This is a genomic window from Clostridium oryzae (genome assembly GCF_002029235.1).
In the GTDB taxonomy this organism is placed as follows: domain Bacteria; phylum Bacillota; class Clostridia; order Clostridiales; family Clostridiaceae; genus Clostridium_AE; species Clostridium_AE oryzae.
Map to the genome: position 1 here is coordinate 69,350 of NZ_MZGV01000007.1, position 16,486 is coordinate 85,835.

General features: G+C 34.3%; 20 protein-coding genes and 1 pseudogene. 17 read left to right on the top strand and 4 right to left on the bottom strand.

The genetic code is table 11. The features are described 5' to 3' along the window. Positions 1-128 precede the first annotated feature (128 nt). The 11 genes and pseudogenes from CLORY_RS04965 (at position 129) to CLORY_RS05015 (ending at position 8,698) form a co-directional block, all read left to right on the top strand. Complete coding sequence (locus CLORY_RS04965) at positions 129-737, top strand: hypothetical protein (protein ID WP_079422406.1); 609 nt, start codon at positions 129-131, stop codon at positions 735-737. Positions 738-927: 190 nt separating this feature from the next. Then, entirely contained in the window at positions 928-1,551 is a 624-nt protein-coding gene (locus CLORY_RS04970) for a TetR/AcrR family transcriptional regulator (protein WP_079422407.1), read from the top strand. 59 nt (positions 1,552-1,610) lie between these two features. Further along, the gene (locus CLORY_RS04975) at positions 1,611-2,492 is read left to right on the top strand and encodes an ABC transporter ATP-binding protein (protein ID WP_079422408.1); all 882 of its coding nucleotides are present in this window, start codon (positions 1,611-1,613) and stop codon (positions 2,490-2,492) included. A 3-nt stretch (positions 2,493-2,495) separates the two neighbouring features. Beyond that, entirely contained in the window at positions 2,496-3,299 is an 804-nt protein-coding gene (locus tag CLORY_RS04980; RefSeq protein ID WP_079422409.1) for an ABC transporter permease subunit, read from the top strand. A 36-nt stretch (positions 3,300-3,335) separates the two neighbouring features. Further along, positions 3,336-4,127, top strand: coding sequence for an ABC transporter permease subunit (locus CLORY_RS04985; protein ID WP_079422410.1), 792 nt, complete (start codon positions 3,336-3,338; stop codon positions 4,125-4,127). A 377-nt stretch (positions 4,128-4,504) separates the two neighbouring features. Beyond that, a pseudogene (locus CLORY_RS04990) lies at positions 4,505-4,819 on the top strand (DUF6054 family protein); the annotation flags it as partial. Positions 4,820-4,838: 19 nt separating this feature from the next. Continuing rightward, on the top strand, positions 4,839-5,282 hold the full coding sequence (locus CLORY_RS04995; RefSeq protein WP_169911533.1) for a DUF3788 family protein: 444 nt from the start codon (positions 4,839-4,841) through the stop codon (positions 5,280-5,282). 106 nt (positions 5,283-5,388) lie between these two features. Next, the gene (locus CLORY_RS05000) at positions 5,389-5,850 is read left to right on the top strand and encodes a GNAT family N-acetyltransferase (protein WP_139375961.1); all 462 of its coding nucleotides are present in this window, start codon (positions 5,389-5,391) and stop codon (positions 5,848-5,850) included. A gap of 578 nt (positions 5,851-6,428) precedes the next feature. Further along, complete coding sequence (locus CLORY_RS05005; protein WP_079422413.1) at positions 6,429-7,394, top strand: nucleoside phosphorylase; 966 nt, start codon at positions 6,429-6,431, stop codon at positions 7,392-7,394. 42 nt (positions 7,395-7,436) lie between these two features. Then, the gene (locus tag CLORY_RS05010; RefSeq protein WP_079422414.1) at positions 7,437-8,078 is read left to right on the top strand and encodes a DUF998 domain-containing protein; all 642 of its coding nucleotides are present in this window, start codon (positions 7,437-7,439) and stop codon (positions 8,076-8,078) included. A gap of 233 nt (positions 8,079-8,311) precedes the next feature. Beyond that, positions 8,312-8,698, top strand: coding sequence for a VOC family protein (locus CLORY_RS05015; RefSeq protein WP_079422415.1), 387 nt, complete (start codon positions 8,312-8,314; stop codon positions 8,696-8,698). Between the two features lie 333 nt (positions 8,699-9,031). On the opposite strand, the gene CLORY_RS05020 is transcribed toward CLORY_RS05015, so the two are convergent. The 4 genes from CLORY_RS05020 to CLORY_RS05035 are packed head-to-tail and all read right to left on the bottom strand — an operon-like array spanning position 9,032 to position 11,597. Beyond that, positions 9,032-9,328: a hypothetical protein gene (locus CLORY_RS05020; protein WP_079422416.1), complete on the bottom strand. Its 297-nt coding sequence runs from the start codon at positions 9,326-9,328 to the stop codon at positions 9,032-9,034. A 5-nt stretch (positions 9,329-9,333) separates the two neighbouring features. After that, positions 9,334-10,098, bottom strand: coding sequence for an ABC transporter permease (locus CLORY_RS05025; RefSeq protein WP_079422417.1), 765 nt, complete (start codon positions 10,096-10,098; stop codon positions 9,334-9,336). 12 nt (positions 10,099-10,110) lie between these two features. Continuing rightward, complete coding sequence (locus CLORY_RS05030) at positions 10,111-10,836, bottom strand: ABC transporter permease (protein ID WP_079422418.1); 726 nt, start codon at positions 10,834-10,836, stop codon at positions 10,111-10,113. Next, a complete protein-coding gene (locus CLORY_RS05035) occupies positions 10,833-11,597 on the bottom strand; it encodes an ABC transporter ATP-binding protein (protein WP_079422419.1) in 765 nt (254 codons plus the stop codon). The genes CLORY_RS05030 and CLORY_RS05035 overlap by 4 nt, the downstream gene beginning before the upstream one ends. A gap of 143 nt (positions 11,598-11,740) precedes the next feature. Here CLORY_RS05035 and CLORY_RS05040 point away from each other — a divergent pair, with 143 nt between their 5' ends. The 6 genes from CLORY_RS05040 (at position 11,741) to CLORY_RS05065 (ending at position 16,479) form a co-directional block, all read left to right on the top strand. Then, positions 11,741-12,442, top strand: coding sequence for a response regulator transcription factor (locus tag CLORY_RS05040; protein WP_079422420.1), 702 nt, complete (start codon positions 11,741-11,743; stop codon positions 12,440-12,442). Positions 12,443-12,446: 4 nt separating this feature from the next. Then, positions 12,447-13,805, top strand: a complete 1,359-nt coding sequence (locus CLORY_RS05045; protein WP_079422421.1) for a sensor histidine kinase — start codon at positions 12,447-12,449, stop codon at positions 13,803-13,805. Between the two features lie 145 nt (positions 13,806-13,950). Beyond that, on the top strand, positions 13,951-14,649 hold the full coding sequence (locus tag CLORY_RS05050) for an AlkZ-related protein (RefSeq protein ID WP_079422422.1): 699 nt from the start codon (positions 13,951-13,953) through the stop codon (positions 14,647-14,649). Between the two features lie 55 nt (positions 14,650-14,704). Continuing rightward, positions 14,705-14,836, top strand: a complete 132-nt coding sequence (locus CLORY_RS24065; RefSeq protein WP_341456634.1) for a hypothetical protein — start codon at positions 14,705-14,707, stop codon at positions 14,834-14,836. Between the two features lie 131 nt (positions 14,837-14,967). Next, positions 14,968-15,552, top strand: a complete 585-nt coding sequence (locus CLORY_RS05060) for a Crp/Fnr family transcriptional regulator (protein ID WP_242954341.1) — start codon at positions 14,968-14,970, stop codon at positions 15,550-15,552. A 183-nt stretch (positions 15,553-15,735) separates the two neighbouring features. Beyond that, on the top strand, positions 15,736-16,479 hold the full coding sequence (locus CLORY_RS05065) for an SDR family NAD(P)-dependent oxidoreductase (protein WP_079422423.1): 744 nt from the start codon (positions 15,736-15,738) through the stop codon (positions 16,477-16,479). Positions 16,480-16,486 lie beyond the last annotated feature (7 nt).

Here is a 16,486-nt window from a genome sequence, read left to right on the forward strand (position 1 = left end):
TTACATTATGGCTTCTAAAATATCACTGCTGAATCGGTTCGACCCTAGGATCTTTTAGAAGTCAGAATGTATTAGAACTTTCACAACTTATCTATATGATTTAAATTAAGAAAGGTAGTTTTGATGATATGTTTGCTGCTGCAAATTTTTATATAATTGTCAGTAATAATAGTTTTATTATTAAAAAGGAAGGCGAGCCTTTAGAAAAAACGATTGAGCTTCAGTCATTTATACCTAATGTCCCTGCCTACCACCATTTGTTTGATAAAGATAAGGCCAATTACATAGAAGATATAAGAAAACAGATTAAAAGTTTGAAAATTAAAAATGCTGTCATCGTGCTTCCTGACGATGCAGTAGATGTAGAGGTAGATCAGAGGGTGCTTATTGAATTCTTCATGCTGTGTGGCGTAAAAAAGACGCAGCTTAATTTTCAGTGTTTTCTTTTATCATTGCAGGATAAAAAATATGTATCTATTTCTAAGACTGTAAGAAACATGGTAGTACAATATATTGAATATAATAAGGTTATCTCTCGAAAATATTATGAAAAAGATTATTCAGACATGGAGCAGCTTGTGTTAGATATAAAAAGCCTTAATGGAGATTATGAATATGGTATGATACCTCTGTATATAAACAATATGAACGGTGATATGGAAAGCTTTAATATTATGGGAAATATGGTTTCGCTAGATGACATTATTGAAAATGCAGTCAAAAATGATATGAGATAAATATAAAAAGAATAATATATTAAGCGTAGAGCTTATGTCCTTCTAGACAAGCAGAGAAGGACATAAGCTCTTTTGAATAGAGTTAAGGTTAAATGATAAAAAATTTTATGCAACACTATAGACCGAATCGGTTTATGATGGTATAATTAGATAAACCGATTCGGTTCACAAGGTTTGAGAGGTGAGCACTTTGGAAAAATTTTTAAATCTACCTGTAGAAAAACAAAATGTAATTATAGACGCGGCTCTAAAAGCCTTCGGTGCAAATGGTTATAAAAAAACCTCTGCAAGCGATATAGCTGCGGCTGCTGGAATTTCAAAGGCCATGATATTCCATTACTTTGGTACAAAAAAAGCATTATACCTTTATTTAATTAATTTAAGCGGAGAACTTATTATGAAAGAAGTGAATGAAAAATTTGATAGTAAGGTTACTGATTTTTTTGAAAGGATCAGACTTTCCTCTAGTATTGAAATTGCAATCTTAAAAAAGCATCCTCCATTAACATCTTTTATAACTAGTGTGTATTTCGAGGAAGATGAAGCTGTAAAGGAGGAGATAAAAACCATTCTTGTTCAAGGTGAGGGTTTTAGAAATAAAATAGCTTTTGATGGTATGGATTACTCTAAATTTAAAGACAGTGTTGATGTAAATGTGTTGATGAAGATGCTTTTATGGATTGCTGATGGGTATGCGAAACAATTGTCAAATGAAACTGAAATTAACTATGACAAATTACTTGAGGAATTTGACCAATGTTTAGATTTGCTTAAGAACAATTTATATAAAGAAGAATATGTGAACCTTAACTAGTGTGTAAGTCATTAGATGTTAATTTTCCGAAATAATATGAAAGCATAGGAGAGGATTTTATGAATGTCATAGAAATTAATAAGCTTACAAAAAGGTATGGCAAGTCAAGGGGAATTATCGATGTAAATTTAAATGTGGAGCATGGGGAGATTTTTGGATTTATCGGACCTAACGGAGCAGGAAAATCTACAACCATACGAACACTATTAGGACTCATTTATCCTACAAGCGGCAGTGCAAAAATTTTTGGAAAGAGCTGCATCGAGCATCCGGAAGTAAGGGAGGAGTTAGGGTACCTTCCTTCAGAGGTATTTTATTACGATAACATGAGGGTCATAGACCTATTAAAGTATTCAGCCAGTTTTTACAAGAAGGACTGTACAAAGAGAATTAATGAACTTGCTGACATAATGGATTTGGATCTGAAAAAGAAGATTGATGATCTTTCTTTTGGTAACAGAAAGAAGGTAGGTATCGTCCAGGGACTTTTGCATGAGCCCAAATTAATAATTCTTGATGAACCAACCAGCGGTCTCGATCCATTGATGCAGCAGAGATTTTTTGAGCTCCTTGGAGAGGAGAATAAGAGAGGAGCTACGATATTTTTTTCCTCTCACATTCTAAGTGAAGTACAGAAAATGTGCAGCAGAGTTGCCTTTATAAAAGATGGCAAAATTATAAAACAAGAAAAAATGAGTACACTCCAGGAAAATAGTTATAAAAGAATCCGTATTGAGACTAAATCAAAGATTGTGAAGGAAACATTTAATATGATTGGCGTCAGCGATTTCAGCGTTAAAGACAATACAGCGAATTTTATATACAAGGGAAACCTCAATGCAATTATCAAAAAGATTTCAGAGCTAGAGCTAAAAAATATATCCATTGATGAGCCGGATCTTGAGGAAATTTTCATGAATTACTATGCGAAGGAGGACTAGACTATGAATATGTTTTTGCACGAGCTAAAATCGCTGCGTAAATCTACCATCATATGGACTTGTTCCTTAATAGCTATGTCAGCAATGTTTCTTTCAATTTATCCCAGCATATTAGACGATGCTGCTGACTACAAAAAAATGCTTGGAAGTTATCCAGCACCTGTTAGAGCTATGCTCGGAATAAATATGAATTATGTTACTTCAATTTTAGGATTTTATTCGATGGTTTTTTCCTTTATTACGCTGTGTGGTGCTATACAGGCTATGAATATAGGAGTTTCTATCCTTACTAAGGAGAGCAGAGAAAGAACAGCAGATTTTTTACTAGTTAAGCCAGTATCACGTTCTGCAATTGTAAGTGCAAAACTTTTAGCAGCTTTTACGGTGATAGCTGCTACTGATGTCGCATTTTATGCAGTAACTATCATTATAGCAAATAGTGTTAAAACTACTGGTTATGATGGTAAGCTGTTCTTTATGATAAATCTCACGCTTTTCTTTCTTCAGCTAATATTTCTTGCTCTCGGACTAATAGTATCTGTTTTCTTTAAAAAACTTAAGTCTGTGCTTCCTATATCACTTGGTACAGTATTTGGTCTATATATGATAGGTGCTTTAATTGCTGCTGATAAAAATAATGATGCTGCCAGAATTATTTCACCTTTCAAATATTTTGATACAACCTATATCATTAAAAATGGAAGTTATGAAGGTAAATATTTAATTGCAAGTGCTGTAATAATAGTTCTTTCAGTAATTGCTGGGTATATCATCTATATCAAAAAGGACATTCATGCGGTAAGTTAAGCTGTTATAGGTAATATCAAAATGGGAGGTTGTAGAATGAATATTTTTTTCAGAGAACTAAAAGCTAATAGAAAAGCATTAATTATATGGAGCGTGTGTATGTTTGTATTTGTTTTAAGTGGTATGAGCAAGTATACAGCATATTCTTCAGGCGCTAACAATGAAATTTTTAACAAAATGCCCCATACTATGAAAGCATTGTTTGGGTTTGGATCTTTTGATGTCACTAAAATGAGTGGATTTTTTGCCTTCTTATTTCCTTATCTTGCGCTTACTACAGCTATTCATGCAGTACTTATTGGAAGTGGAATCATTGCTAAAGAGGAAAGGGATAAAACCACGGAGTTTTTAATGACAAAGCCAGTATCACGAACTATTATTATTACCTCAAAGTTACTTGCTGCCTTTGTTAATGTTGTTATTATTAACTTAGTTACATTGATATCATCCATTATAATCGTTGGAGCCTACAATAAGGAAAAAGATATTTCTAATGAAATAATAATGTTTCTTGTAAGTATGTTCATAATTCAATTAATATTCCTATCGCTTGGAGCTTTGATAGCTGCCTCTATTAGAAAGCCTAAAGCGGCTGGTTCTATAGGGACTGGAATATTGTTAGGTGCTTATGTAATATCAAAGATAACAGATTTCACAGATAGAGTAAATTATCTTAATCTGCTTTCACCCTTTAAGTATTTTAGCTATAAAAGCATTATAAATGGGGAGGGGTTAAACCTTCTGATTGTTTCACTGTCCATAATTCTTATCGCTGTCTTTTCAGCATCAGCCTACTTCTTTTATCTAAAGAGGGATTTAAATGTCTGATAGGAAAAAGAGTAAAGAGTAGAGAGAAAAGAGTAAAGTGAAGGAAGAAATCGTCTCTTCAAGGAGCCGATTTCATTATATGGGATCGTATATTTTATTTAGTTTACGTTTTTGGGATTTAAGTTGTTTGACTAAAAATCTGAGGAATATTCTATCCTGTGTTTGTTCAAGTTCTGTTGTTTATTGTGTGTGTTTTCTTATTAGTGTACGTTGTTGCATTTCGATACTATAATAGTAAAATGTAAAAGTAATATTGAAACTTAGGTAGAGGAAGCCAGATAGCTTCCTTTTAATTTTAATTGGATAAATTATATGATATAATTACCAGTAAGTAATGCAAGTGTAATAAATAGGAAAGAAGTTATGAGAACAGGGCAAGTTTGGCACTTACTGTTGTTGGAAACAGCAATGAGTTATTTATCTCAGTGATAGGGGCAGGAGGCAGTTCTGGAGCAATATTTAACTTTAGCTTGGGAACAGAATCAGAGTTAGTAGATGTTGTAGAATCAGCTGTAGATGACTACATGAATATTAATAATTTTATTAAGATGCATGAACAAACAAAACAGAGCTACATTGTAAATAATTCTAAGTTCTTTGAAATTGAAGAAGATTATGAAAAAGAAATAAAAAATGTATACGATTGGATTGACAAGCAGGTAAGAATTCATTTTAAAGCTAGAAAATTATAAAATGATTGGAGAGTCTTTTATGGGTGAAAGGATGTTAGATAAGAATAATACACCTAGCAAGGTAGAAATCTTAAAGTACATTGGAAATGATGCAAAAATCTTATTAGACAAATTTGATGAAATGTTTGCAAAGCAATATGATATGCAAAAGGAATTGAAATTCCCATTTGGTAATAATTATGGCTGGGGTTATAAATATTCACATAAAACCAAGCATTTATGCTATGTATTTTTTGAGCATGGCGAAATAGATGTGTTGCTGCAGATAAGTTCAAAAAATAAAGAAAAGCTTAATGAGCTTATAAGTCAAGGATTAACTATGACAAAAGAGCTATGGGAGAATAGGTATCCCTGTAGTGATGGCGGTTGGATTAATTATCGGCCGAAGACAGAGGCAGATATTAAAGAGATAATGAGACTTTTGGCGTTTAAAAAGAAACCTGCTGCAAAATATCATTGTTAATAAACTGTACAAGACTTTATGTGCCTAACATTGAAGAGGGAAGCCAGATGATTTCCTTTTATGGGGTTAATCGAATTTTTTAATGTATAAGTAAGGGGAGGACATTATGGAAATTAAGTTTGAAAGAGCGGCTGCTGAAGATGCTGAAACATTAATTGATGTGCGAAATAAGAGTTTTTACGAAGATTATATCAGGTATGGTATGTGTCCTGGATATAATATTTCAAAAGAGCATATGATTGACTCGATTTCAAGTACAATAGCTTATAAGATAGTCTGTAATAATCAGGTAATAGGTAATATAGGCATAAAAGATAATCAGGATAGCAATTATTATATTGGATGTCTTTGTGTGATACCAGACTACCAGAATAAAGGAATTGGACAGAAAGCTATCAATTTTGTAGAAAATGAATTTCCAAATGCAGTGGTTTGGATTTTAAAGACTCCCGCGGACAAGGAAAGGAATATATATTTTTATAAGAAGATGGGTTATAAAATTATCGATGAATTTGTGGAAGGTTCTGTTAAATTAGTAGTGTTTGAGAAGAAGATTAATGCAATATAGTAAAGCCTGTATGAACAATTTTTAAAATATTCGTATAAAGATTTAAATGAATTATTTAAAAAAGCAAAAACTAAAGAAGAACAAGATTTTTATGTTGCTTTATTTGGTATGTTATTACAGCTAAATTTTATCGTATAGCCTATATATATGATGGAATGATTAAATGGAGAAGATATATAATTCATCAATGGAGTATTGAAATTATAAAGTAAAGCTAGCTTAGTTTTAATATTAAGCTAGCTTTTTTAGTATCTAGAAATTTATGATTTTTGACAATTATGGATAAATTTTTAATAATATTAACATAAAATTAGTACTACAAGTGCTTAATGAATGAATCAGTCTTTGTAGTATTGCAATATTTCCTTTTTTCTATTTGATTATCTCTAGCGATATGAAAATGTATGTGAAATATGTTATAATTATCCTAAAGTGAATAAATACAGATTAAGGATTATTTTAATAATATACGGATAAATAGTAATGTGAAGAGATGATTTAATGAAAGCGAAGCATATAATAATAGAAAGTTATAATCCAGAGTGGAAAATGAATTTATAGAGTGGAGTAATTTAAATATGGATGGAATATGTGTGGGAAATATAATGGTGGATTGTGACGATGAGCAAAAGTTAAGTGAGTTTTACAGCAAACTGCTTGGGTGGGGAAAAAGCAAAATGTTTGGACATCCCGCATTGAGTAATAAGGATGGGCTTGTATTATTGTTTATTGAAGAAGATTATATTCCTCATTGTGATAAAAAATTCCAATTTCAAAAGGAGAGCGATTATATGAGCATTATTGATACGTTTGATAATGATTCACCTGAAATATTGAAGCCTAATTGCATTACTAGTCCTGTAGAGAATTTTCCTAAGACAGTTATAATAACTTTTAAATCAAAAGTTATTGACATTCTAAAAACACAATTTGAAATTGAAGAAATAAGCTATATGAATGCTGGAATTGTTATTCCTATCTACAAGTTTAGGTATAAGGAATCTGATTTAGGGATTTATATGACTGTTTTGGGCGGTGCAGCAACTGTTGGTCTAATGGAAGAAGTTATTGTAAAAGGAGCAGAAAAGATACTTATTTTTGGCTCTTGCGGAGTACTTGACAATCAACTTACAGCAGGACATTTTATTATTCCTACATCAGCATACCGTGATGAAGGTACAAGCTATCACTATATGCCCAAAAGTGACTATGTAGAAATAGTAACAGCTCAAAGGTTAGGAGAAATCTTTGATGATATAAAAATTCCATATGTATTTGGAAAAACATGGACAACTGATGGTTTTTACAGAGAAACAAAAAACAATATGGAAGCTCGAAAAAAAGATGGTTGCATAACAGTTGAAATGGAATGTGCTTCAGTTATGGCAGCAAGTCAGTTTAGGAGTATACCTGTGTATCAATTCCTGTACGCGGAAGACAGTCTTGATGGAGAAACATGGGATGCAAGAACAATGGGAAAAGTTCCTCATTCAGATATAGAAAAATATATAAAAGTAGCTTTAGAGGTTGCAAGCAGACTGTAAAGAGGTTAAAAATTACGAACTAGCCTTAGATTGGAGAAGATAATGATAAACAAAAAAGAAAGTAATAAATGGTTTGTATTTACTCTTATAATATGTGCAACAGACGTTATATTACCATTCATATTGGGATTATTCTATCCTTCATATAGTCATATGAATATGGTTATAAGTGCTCTTGGAAGCAATAACTCACCGGTAAGAGCGGTATTTAATATGTGGATGATTATATTGGGAGTATCGTTTATATTAATAAGTATACATTTATTTAATGTATACAGAACTGAGAAACCTATAGCAAGTGTAATTTTATTAATAATAACAGTAGTTTACGCAATATTTGATTGTATAGTTTCAGGTATATTTTCTGTTGGCGAATCAAAAGAAATGACTACAATATCTGAAATGATACATGGATATGGTTCAGCAATAGGCTGCACAGCTTTTGTTTTTTCAGGAATAATTGCAGTAATCATTATATACAAGAAAAAACCTAGATTAGGAAGAATTTTGTTTGTTAGCTTTATAGTTACTTTTATTTCATTTGTAATATTTGTTGCAGGAGAAAATATACCAACGGATGCTGAAGGAATATTTAAAATATTCAAGTATGAAGGCTTGTGGCAAAGGATTTCTTTTATTTTTATGTATGTCCCATATGTGGTCTTGGGCTATAAAGTGAATTAACTTAGTAAAGTAAATTCTAGTTTCTTCTCGATATTCCAAACATTGGAGGTAATGAGCGCCGAATTGCAATGATTATTGAGGACTATTTAGGCAGAACTGATAAGTTTAATATGCCATCTCAAGAATTTGAGGATATGTTGGAAAATTACTTTTAAGTAAAAAATAAGGAAAAAGTGGAGCCTATGATTCAATATTTCTTAAGTTGTAAAAAGTAATGAAATGAGCCGTGATAAATGGAAGCTTTAGTTCAAGATATCGGAAAGATGGTTTCGTTTTATAGAAACATCATGGAATTTGAGACCGACTGGGACGGTGGATTATTTGCTGAGTTTAAAACAAACAGTGGTCCTTTATCATTATTTATGTATGATCGAAAAGCTTTTGCAGAAGCTGTAGGTGAGTCCTATTACCCGCTGAAGGGAATTAACCTGACAATGGAAATTGGCATTTGGCTTCCAAAATTTTCTGATGTTGACAGAGAATACGAGCGATTAATGGCACTTGGAGTAAAGTCATTTACAGGTGAACCTGTAACCTATCCATTTGGTATACGAAATTTTTATGTTGCGGATCCTGAAGGTAATTTGCTTGAAATTGGAAGTAGAGGGCATGAGGAATAAATTTAAGGTGCAGACAAAATTGGCTTAATATACTGCGTGATTAATAAGTATAATCTTCAGTAAAATTCTTACATATCAAAATACTCCTTGGAATTCTGAAAAGCTTCTCTTGATAGCTAGCCTCAAAGTCATTTAGAACGGCTGATGAAGTTTAGCGTAATTTGGATGCATACTAAAGCCTTTGTGAGTGACTCTCTAGTGAGATATAATACTGAAAAAATACGGATAGGAAAAAATCTAAAGAACGGAAAATTTTATTCCTATCTTTAGATTTTAAATATTATTCATATTCACAAAATGCAATTTTTATATTAGTAAGTGAGATATAAGTTTTTAACAGAAAAAATTAATTAATAATGTAAGCATTATAATCCCAACTATCATAAGTAACCATAAAGTACTGATTATTGTAGAAATAATATTTATTATGCTTCGGCTTTGCTCATTTCGCACACAAAAGATAGAGAGGATCAGACCTACTAAGACAAAAATGCTATTGCTTCCAGCCCAAATGCTGCGAATTTCGTTTGTCAGGTGAATTTTAAACAAAATAGATATAAAAATTGCTAGCGGCAAAAGACTAATTATTAACGCTGCCATACTTAACTTTTGTAGTTTCTTACTTTCCATATATATCACCTCATTTCTTTCTTCCCAAATTGAGTAACAGCAAGGGCAAGTACAACGACAAACATCAACATTGCACAAGGCAGAAACGGTATCAGTGAAAAAACTGCATTCCCTGATGCTGCTGTAAAATCGTGTAAAGAGCAAGACACGAGATAGCCGCTGTAACAATATGGATACACAATCCAGAGCGGTGTATTAGCCACCAAAACACCGGGAATGACAAGGAGCAGGTTCAATCCTACAGAAAGCAGAGGCTTTTCAAACAACACTGTAATAGCCCACATTACTGCCATACAAGGCAACATGGTAAGGAATAGAAACGTACACCACTTGATCAAATAGAGAAGCGGCAATGTTTCGGTAATTCCCATAGTATTTGTGGCGATAAATCCGGCTATAATGAACACTACAAGGAAAACCACCATCTCCATTAAAAGATAAAATATAAGTACACAGAATTTAGCCAAAGAAAGCACATATCTGTTGATTGGAAGAGCAAGCATTTTTAAAATACCGTTGTTCTGTGTTTCACGGCCTGTAACCATAACACAAACCACGATCATGCTGAACGGAAGCAAGTAATAGGTGTAGAGCAGCGAACTTTGAATAAACATAGCAGACCAAGCGTTAGAATATTCCGGCGTGAAATAGGTGCTCAAATTGGCAATCCCCGAAGCTACAACCAGTATCGGAGCAATGAAAATCAAGGGGATGATTTTTGAGCGTTTCACTTTCATAAATTCGATTTTGAGTAATTCAAAAAAATTCATCAGTATTCCTCCTTATTCATAGCTTAGATGTTTTGCCATCCATAACCCCGCGCCGAGAAAAAGGATTGTTTCAATCAAGGAAACAATGATAACTGCAGCATTTGGGTATGCGCTCATAACAAAAGCAGGCTTTAGCATCACGACAAAAGGGTGAAGTAGCAGCAAATTCATATCTGAAGATACTAACGCCATGCCACTTAAAAAACCGGCAACCCCAACCCCAAGGGGAACCCACATATTTTCAAAGCGTGAGGATACCAAAAGCATAAAGGACAGCACCGGCATGGAGGTGGTAAAAGAGTATGCGGCAAAGTCCACCAGCATTTTCATATCAAATGTACCTTGCGGCAAATTGTTCATACCGATTAGCATCAATGCCAAATGCTGAAAAGCAATTGCTGCCAGCAGAGTAATAGTCAAAATTGAGAATTTGCAGAAATACATACTAGAAACACTCATAGGGAGCATATGAATTTTTTTTACAGCATTTCCGCGAAATTCCATGTTGTAAATCATACAGGCTGCAACCACAATGCCAAACATATTGAGGACCATAATCATACCGTAGATCTGGGTCAACAAAACGTCCATTGGGGGCAGAGGCAAATTCAGGAGAGTGTCTTTTCGCACCATGAAGTTCACTAAAGCATATAATGCTCCCAAGATGCCTACCACCAACAGAACAGGAATGATGCCAGTTCGTTTTTCTTTACGAAGTTCAATCACAAGTGTATTCATAGTTTTGCCCTCTGCTTTCTAGCTGTATTGTCTTTTTCCACCATAGAAAGAAACACATCTTCTAGATTGTCCGCGGCTAAACCAGACTGTAAGGCGCTTTGGCGCAAATCGTCCAAACTCCCTTCAAACAGCAGGCGCCCATGATTAAGAATACCAATATCATCTGCCATAAGTTCAATTTCCGATAACATATGAGACGAAATAAGTACCGTACAATCATAGAGGTTAGGCAGCGACTTTATCAGTTTACGGATTTCATGAATGCCAGAAGGATCGAGTCCATTGGTTGGCTCATCCAGAATGAGGATAGGTGGTCTTCCAAGAAGTGCACCAGCAAGTCCCAATCTTTGTTTCATGCCAAGTGAATACTTTTTGGCAAGGCGGTCTCCAAACTCGGTTAGTCCAACCAACTCCAGCGCATCTTCCACAGACTGTTTCGGTAGCCCTAAGATGCGGCGAATAACATCCAGGTTTTCGCGCCCGGTCAGGTTAGCATAAAACGAGGGAGATTCGATGAAAGAACCGATTTCTTTAAGAATTGCCAATCTATCATTGGGAAAGTGTTTCCCGTCAATTGTAAAGCTGCCATTTGTGGGGGGAGTCAGCCCCAATAGCATCTTCATTGTGGTGGATTTTCCTGCTCCATTCGGTCCGAGAAACCCATAAATGCTGCCTTTCCTAATATGCAGTGAAACATTGCTAACAGAAGTGAAGTTCTTGTATTTTTTCGTCAACTGTTCAGTTAAGATAATATAGTCCATAAAAGCATCTCCTTTCGACACTTTTATGGTACAACACCATCCTGACATTTACATTCCAGTATCCTTACTTTTAGCTTACTTTTTAGCAAGACATTATCTAAAATAAATGCTCTATGTTATAATATTTTTCTGGAGGTGAATCTATGGATTATTCATTTTTAAACCTAAAAAAAATAATGCTTGTGGATGATGAACCGGATCTGCTCAAATTGGTGTCAGATATCTTAAAGGATCATGGTTTTGAAAATATCGTTATCGCTGCTTCTGTAAAAGAGGGAGTTGAAGTTAGTAAAAGAGAAAAACTTGATTTGGCAATTCTAGATGTAATGTTACCAGATGGAGATGGCTTTTCTCTTATGGAACAAATGCGTTCTTTTACGGATGTGCCAATCATTTTCCTTACTGCTAAGGATGAAGCATCGGACAAATTGGCTGGTCTCGGTCTTGGAGCGGATGATTATATTGTGAAGCCATTTCTGCCACAGGAATTATTGCTGCGTGTCTATGCGGTTTTGCGTCGATGCTACAAAGAAGATACACCATTGGTAAAGCTGGATGGATGTATGATTGATTTCAGCCGTGCTGAGGTAATCAAGGGCGATGAGGTTACACCACTTACAGCGAAGGAACATACTTTACTGGAAACACTTGCTCGAAATGAAGGAAAAATTGTAACCGTTGATGCACTTTGCGAAGCTCTTTGGGGTGATAATCCATTTGGGTATGAGAATAGTTTAAATGCTCACGTGAGGCGTGTACGAGAGAAAATCGAACTTGAACCGTCTAAACCGACTTCTCTTATAACAATTAAAGGTTTAGGTTATAAGCTGAACACAAGGAAGTGAATTCATGAAATCATTTATCAGATATATATCAAAGCACTTGATATCTTTTGCTTCATTTATTATTGTTCTTATACTTACTAATGTGCTGGTCTATGGCTTTACTTTTCAAAGGGTTATTATCAAAGGATACGGAGATAATTCTCCGGAAACTATGCTTAAAGAAGCCTCCTCAGCTGCAACAATGGATGGAATATCAGATAATACTCGCCAAAAACTTAAAAAGAATCATATTTGGGCTATGTTTCTTAGCCAAACCGGGAAAAGTGTGTGGTCTGTTGATGTTCCAAGTGATATTCCTAATTATTACACCCTTCAGGATGTCGCAGTCTTTTCAAAGGGCTATCTGCATGATTACCCTGTTTTTGTCTGTACAACTAAAGATGGACTGTTGGTTTTAGGATATCCTAAAGATAGTTATACAAAGCTCACCAGTAATTATTTTCCTATCAGAGCCATTAAAATGCTGCCATTCTATATTACTGGAATGCTTGCAGTTGATTTTCTGCTCTTATTTTTTGCCTATTATTTTTCGAAGAGAAAAATTATCAAGAACACAGAACCGATTATTTCCTCCATAGAAACACTTTCTAATGGTAAGCCAGTATCGCTTTCAATTGATGGTGAATTATCAGAAGTCGCAAGCAGCGTAAACAAGGCATCTCAGATTTTAAGCAGACAAAATGAAGCAAGGGCAAATTGGATAAGCGGTGTTTCGCACGATATACGCACCCCTTTATCCATGATTATGGGGTATGCCGGACGCATTGCTGAAGATGATACGGTAAATAGTTCTATCAAGGGGCAAGCTAAGATCATACAAAAGCAAAGTGTTAAAATAAAAGATCTTGTTCAGGATTTGAATTTAGTATCCAAACTTGAATATGAAATGCACCCTCTTCGTAAAGAGGATGTTCGCATATCCAAACTGCTGCGCTCCTATGTTGCTGAATTACTGAATACAGGGATTCCCGATACTTATTCTGTTGAAATTGAGATTACTGCTGATGCTGAAACAGCTGCATTGGAGTGTGATGCCCGCTTGATTTCACGGGCAATCAACAATTTGGTACAGAACAGCATCAATCACAATCCTCAGGGCTGTGGAATAAAGCTGTCTCTTGACTACTCAGAAGCCGTACTGTCCCTTACTGTTGCAGATGATGGTATAGGTTTATCGCGCGAAAAACTGCAAGAGCTGAAAGAAAAACCACACTACATGGAAAGCATAGATGAAAGATTAGATTTACGACATGGCCTAGGACTTTTATTGGTTCGAGAAATAGTTGAAGTTCATAAGGGAGAAATGAGCATAGAAAGTAAGCTAAATTGTGGGTGTAGAACAATATTAAAGTTCAGAAAGTGATAATTTATCGTGTTGCATAACGTCACTTTCTATCTTTAATCTGATTTTCTTATATTACGATGTTTGTATATTTACTAAGATGAGTTTATAATTTAAGATAATTATTATAGTTATGGATTTGAAATTTTATTGGAAGGTGATTAGAATGCAAATTCAAAAAATTGATTCCTTTTCTTCTTTTTGCAATGCTTTACGAGAAGCAGGATTTTCTATGAGTGGAAGTAATGGTGAAGGCATATTTTCATTAAGTACATATTTTTCTGAAAACATAATTGCACATACAGGTGATAAAGAAACAGACCCTTGGGAATGGCGAATACGTGGTATCACAGAATGCGATGATTTATTATATGGTAAGTTGTTTTTTAATAAAGGTGGTTGGATTACAAAAAAATGGCTTCCGTATTTTATGTCGGTTCGCAGGGCAAAACAAACATTTGATGAAATGTACTATGGTGGATTGGTTAATAATACTGCAAAAAGAATTTACCATTTAATTTGTGATACACCTAATTTATCTTTACAAGAGATTAAGAATATGGGCGGATTTGACAAAAGTCAAAAATACGAATTTGATGCTGCCCTTAACATGCTGCAGATGAAAATGTTTGTAACTATAAGCGGTGAAAAATATAAATTATCTAAGGATGGAAAACAATATGGGTGGCCTGTTACAACGTTTTGCAGAATAGAGGATTTTTGGGGAGAAGAAGTTTTTGATTTGTCTTGCAGCATTGGCTTTCAGGAGGCTGTAGATAAAATCACTGAGCAAATTCTTGTCTTGAATCCAAAGGCAGAAAGTAAAGCTATTTCAAAATTTATTGGCATTAATAGGACGTTGTAGAATTATATAATATGAAGAAAGATTTCAGAGAATAAGAGATATTTCCGCGGAAATATTGAGTGCTAAAACGAAACTTTCCTTGGAGAAGGTAAAGGATGTATTTTGCAACGAAGAAGGCTTTCAAACACCTAAAGTAGACACAAGAGCAGCAATTTTTCAAGAGGATAAGATTTTTCTCTTTGGATGAACTTCCAGAGCTTGCAACTGCAAAAAATTCTGAAGAACAGATAAAAATGTGCTTTGAGGCCTATAGAAATAAAGAATGGCAGACGATATTTGATTAACTATATTTTTTTTGAGTTAAAGGATTTGATAGAAATGATGAAAGCTAGCAGGTATCTTGAAGAAGGATTAGGAGCTATAATAGATGAAAAAATCTCTTACATTATTAATAATGAAGCTTCTTTTGTTCAATTTCCTGCTAAGCATATTGCGCTGCTTGAAGGGGAAAGATCGACAAATCTTTACTATATTGTTCGTGGAGTAGTAAGGGGATATTATATTGATGAACATGGAAACGATATTACAAAATGTTTTAGCAGTGAAAAGGAATTTTTTTCTTCTGAAGGCTTACGAACAGCAGGTACTTCATCATTTACGATTGAATGTCTGGAAGCTTGTATGTGTATCCGTCTTCCCTATGCGCTTGTACATAGGCTTATGAAAGAAGATGAAAATTTACAGAATATCTTCATTAAATACAACCTTCGGGAAGTTGAGAAGCTGGAAAGCAGGGTCAAAAACATAGTCTTGATGAATGCTGAGGAGCGATATGTTGATTTTTGTAAAACATATCCTCAATTGCATGAAAGAGTTGAATTGAAGTATATTGCATCCTTCATAGGTATCCGTGCTGCATCTTTGAGCAGAATAAGGAAAAAAATTAAAAAGGATAGGAAGTGATTTCCGTCGGCTGGGAAATGCCTTCTCCAACCACTTCCTACCTATTCATTCAATTTACAATTATCCACAATTGAAAAAATACAAATTTCTTAAGACTAAAAATATTTTTATCATTTAACCTATGTGAATTACTTGAGTACCCCTTTTTTCTATAATGATACAAGAAGGAAGGGGTGTTTTTATATGAAATATGTATTAATAACAGGAGGAACAAGCGGTATTGGTTTTGAACTTGCTAGGAATTTTGAACGGGATGGGTATGAAGTTGTTATTGTCTCTTCCAGCAGTGAAAAGCTCCAAAGAACGAAGCAGAAACTGGAGAGTGAGTTTGGTACAAGGGTATTGATCTATCAGCAGGATATGGCAATTCTTGGAGCAGCTGCACAATTATATAATAAAATAAAAGAAGATAATTTAGAGATTTCCATACTTGTGAATAATGCGGGGTTAGGCTTGGTGGGGTCAACAGAAAAGATTGATTTACAGCGTGATGAAAGTATGCTGCTGTTGAATGTTGTCAATCTTGTTGAGCTATGCAAACTTTATATAGCTGATATGTATAAGAGAGGAAATGGTAAAATTCTAAATGTAGCTTCTATTGGTGCTTTTCAGCCAGGCCCTTATACAAGCACTTATTTTGCAAGTAAAGCATTTGTGCTTAGTTATAGCAGAGCGATTCGTTATGAAGCTAAGAATAAAGGCGTACAGGTATGTACTTTGTGTCCTGGTGCTACAAGAACGAATTTCTTTGCTCAGGAAGGAACAAAAACTCCGGAAAGTGCTATGAATGCTGAAGTGGTTGCCAGATACGCATATAAACAGTTTATGAAAAATAAGGAGATTATAGTGCCAGGCTTTATAAATAAGATGGTGAGATGGGTTCCTGAAAGAGTTAGGATGATTACTGTTGCTGGGATGAAGAAATAGTTTAATT